The organism is Achromobacter maghribensis (assembly GCF_057334215.1).
The window spans coordinates 61,532-64,842 of the sequence record NZ_JBHFII010000014.1; the positions used below are offsets into that span (position 1 = coordinate 61,532).

General features: G+C 63.4%; 3 protein-coding genes. All 3 read right to left on the reverse strand.

Going from position 1 to position 3,311, the window contains the following annotated elements:
- The coding region (locus ACE039_RS05370; RefSeq protein WP_485821861.1) for a Bug family tripartite tricarboxylate transporter substrate binding protein at positions 1-779 on the reverse strand (779 nt) is incomplete at its 3' end.
- 122 nt (positions 780-901) lie between these two features.
- Positions 902-2,563 carry a TRAP transporter large permease gene (locus ACE039_RS05375; protein ID WP_485821862.1) on the reverse strand — a complete coding sequence of 554 codons (1,662 nt, stop codon included), beginning with the start codon at positions 2,561-2,563 and terminating at the stop codon, positions 902-904.
- Positions 2,564-2,565: 2 nt separating this feature from the next.
- On the reverse strand, positions 2,566-3,228 hold the full coding sequence (locus ACE039_RS05380; RefSeq protein ID WP_313465475.1) for a TRAP transporter small permease subunit: 663 nt from the start codon (positions 3,226-3,228) through the stop codon (positions 2,566-2,568).
- Positions 3,229-3,311 lie beyond the last annotated feature (83 nt).

Here is a 3,311-nt window from a genome sequence, read left to right on the forward strand (position 1 = left end):
GCGGCGGGGCCCGAGATCATCATGCGGGTATACAGCTCGAAGTCATCCACGCCCGCCTCCTTCATGGTGGGCACGTCGGGCAGGCTGGACAGGCGCTTGTCGGCCGTTACGGCCAGCGCTTGCAGCTTGCCGGTCTTGATGTTGGCCAGCGCCGACGTGGGGAAATCGAAGGTGCTTTGCACCGTGCCCGCCATCAGGTCCAACAGCGCGGGACCGCTGCCCTTATAGGGCACGTCCTGGAATTGCGTGCCGGTCTTGGACTGGAAATGCAACAGCGCCAGATGGTTGATGACGCCCCGCCCGGCATGGGCGCAGGTCAGGTCGCCCGGTTTCTTCTTGGCCAGCGCGATGAATTCCTGCACGTTCTTCACGCCCAGCGCGGGATGCACGATCAGCAGCATGGGCGACTTGCCCATGGACCCCAATTGCTTGAAGTCCGACTGCTGGTACGGCAAGTTGTTGTACAGCAAGGGGTTCAGGATCATGCCGTTGGTGCCGGCGAACCCTAGTGTGTAGCCGTCCGGCTCGGCGCGCGCGACCGCCACCGTGGCGATGATCGCCTGGCCACCCGGGCGGTTCTCGACGACCACGTTCTGCTTCAGCGTCTTGCTCATGCGCTCGGCCAGCGCGCGGGCGGCGATGTCGGTCAGCCCCCCCGGCGCAAAGCCCACCAGCAGCCTTACGGGCCGCGTTGGGAAGGTGCTTTGGGCCCAGACGGGACGGGACATCAGGGGCAACGCGGCAAGCGCGCCCAGGGCATGGCGGCGGTTCATTCGCATACGGGTCTCCTGGCAAGGAAACGGTATGTTGTATGCAATTCGGCTTGCCCGCCATTTAGGGATATCCCGCGCAAAAAAAAATGCCGGCAGCGCCGGCATTTTTTCTCTTCGGGATGGACGCGCTACTTGAACCCGGCTGCCGGGTCATCGCTGCCATAGGTACTGGTGCCATACGAGGTATCCACCTCGATCTTCACCTTGCTGGCGTCGACCTCGGCGGCATCGCTCTTGTAGTGCATGACCAGGCCCGGGAACGCCATGACGGCGGCCACCATCGCCAGCTGGATCACGATGAACGGGATCGAGCCGCGGTAGATCTGGCCCGTGGTCACGGGTTCGATCATCCTGCCGGTCACCTTGTCCTTATATCGGTCCTTGGGCGCCACCGACCTCAGGTAGAACAGCGCGAACCCGAATGGCGGATGCATGAACGATGTCTGCATGTTGACCGCCAGCAGGACGCCGAACCAGATCAGGTCGATCCCCAGCTTGTCCGCCACCGGGCCAAGCAGCGGCACGATGATGAAGGCCAGTTCGAAGAAGTCCAGGAAGAACGCCAGCACGAACGTCAGGATGCTGACGGCGATCAGGAAGCCCATTTCGCCGCCCGGCAGGCTGACCAGCAGGTGTTCGACCCACAAGTCGCCATTGACGCCGCGGAAGGTCAGGCCGAACACCGTGGAGCCCACCAGGATGAACACCACGAAGGTGGACAGCTTGGTGGTGGTGTCCATGGCCTGCTTCATCAGGTTCAGCGTCAGGCGGCCGCGGATCATGGCCATGACGATGGCGCCCACGGCCCCCATTGCGCCGCCCTCGGTCGGGGTGGCCACGCCGATGAAGATCGTGCCCAGCACCAGGAAGATCAGGAACAGCGGCGGGATCATCACAAACGTGACGCGCTCGGCCAGGGCCGAAAGCATGCCGATCTTGAAGACCTTATTGACGCCGGCGATGATGAAGGCGGTCAGCCCCCAGATCAGCAGCGACAGCACGATCTGCTCGTCCACCGGCGCCGTGTCGGCTTCGATGTACTGGCCGACGAAGTACGCCGACAGCGCCGAAATGATCATCAGCACCAGCAGCGAACGGCCGCCGCGCGTGCCGTTGCTTTCGCGAAACGAGCGCGCTTCCTGGGGCAATGCGGGCGCCGAATCCGGCTTCAGGTACGACTTGATGATGACGAACACCACATACGTGCCCGCCAGCAGGAAGCCGGGCAGGATCGCGCCGCGATACATGTCGCCGATGGAGCGGCCCAGCTGGTCGGCCAGGATGATCAGGACCAGCGACGGCGGGATGATCTGCGACAAGGTGCCCGACGCGGCGATGATGCCGCTGGCCAGCCTGCGGTCATAGCCGTAGCGCAGCATGATGGGCAGCGAGATCAAGCCCATCGAGATCACCGACGCCGACACGACGCCCGTGGTGGCAGCCAGCATCGCGCCCACGAACACCACCGCAATCGCCAGGCCGCCGCGCACGGTGCCGAACAGTTGGCCGATGGTCTCCAGCAGGTCTTCGGCCATGCCTGATCGTTCAAGCACCAGCCCCATCAAGGTGAAAAATGGCACCGCCAGCAATGTGTCGTTGGAGATAATGCCGAAAATGCGTTGCGGCAAGGCCTGGAACAAGGCCGCGTTCAACAGTCCCAGCTCAATGCCGATCAGCGCGAAAAGGATGCCGTTGGCCGCCAGCGCGAACGCGACGGGAAAGCCCATCAACAGGAACACCACCAGCGTGGCGAACATGATGGGGGCCATGTTTGCAGTCAGAAATTCCATGGTCAGCGTCCGTCCTGTCCGTTCTGGTCGCGGGCGCCGCCTGGCGTCTGCCCGCCTTGCGCCGCCAAGGCGCGTTCTTCGCGCAGCCGCGCTTCTTCCGCGATTTCCTGGGCCAACGCTTCCTCGGCCGAGATATCGGTGGCGCGCGCGCCCGGATCGGGGCACTTGCCCATCAGGAATCCCACGCACTTGATCAGGTGGGACAGCCCTGCCAGCACCAGCAGCGCGAAGCCGACCGGGATCAGCAGTTTCACCGGCCAGCGCACCAGGCCGCCCGTGTTGGACGACTGCTCGTTGCTTAGAAACGAATCGATGAACATCGGCCACGACAGATACGTGATCAGCAGGCAGGCGGGCATCAGGAAGAAGATGACGCCAAAGATGTCGATATAGATCTGCTTGCGGCGCGGCAGGCGCGAGGACAGCACGTCGACGCGCACGTGTTCATTGCGCAGCAGCGTGTACCCGGCGGCCAGCAGGAAGATGGCGCCGAACAGGTACCACTGCAATTCAAGCCACGCATTGGAACTGATCTGGAAAGTCTTGCGGACGACGGCATTGCCGGCGCTGACCAGGACGACGACCAGCGTCAACCACGTCACGCACCGGCCGACCACCGTGTTGATCGCATCGATCAACCGGGATAGGGCTAGTAGGGCATTCATGTCGGATATCCGGACCCCGCGCGAGGGCATGGCGCGCGGTCAATGTGCAAATCGAGAGAGGAGAAAACCAGCAAGCGCGCGCG

Bases quoted from the DNA above. Each gene is read 5' to 3' on its own strand.
- ACE039_RS05375 (WP_485821862.1), bottom strand. From the start codon at position 2,563: ATGGAATTTCTGACTGCAAACATGGCCCCCATCATGTTCGCCACGCTG.
- ACE039_RS05380 (WP_313465475.1), bottom strand. From the start codon at position 3,228: ATGAATGCCCTACTAGCCCTATCCCGGTTGATCGATGCGATCAACACG.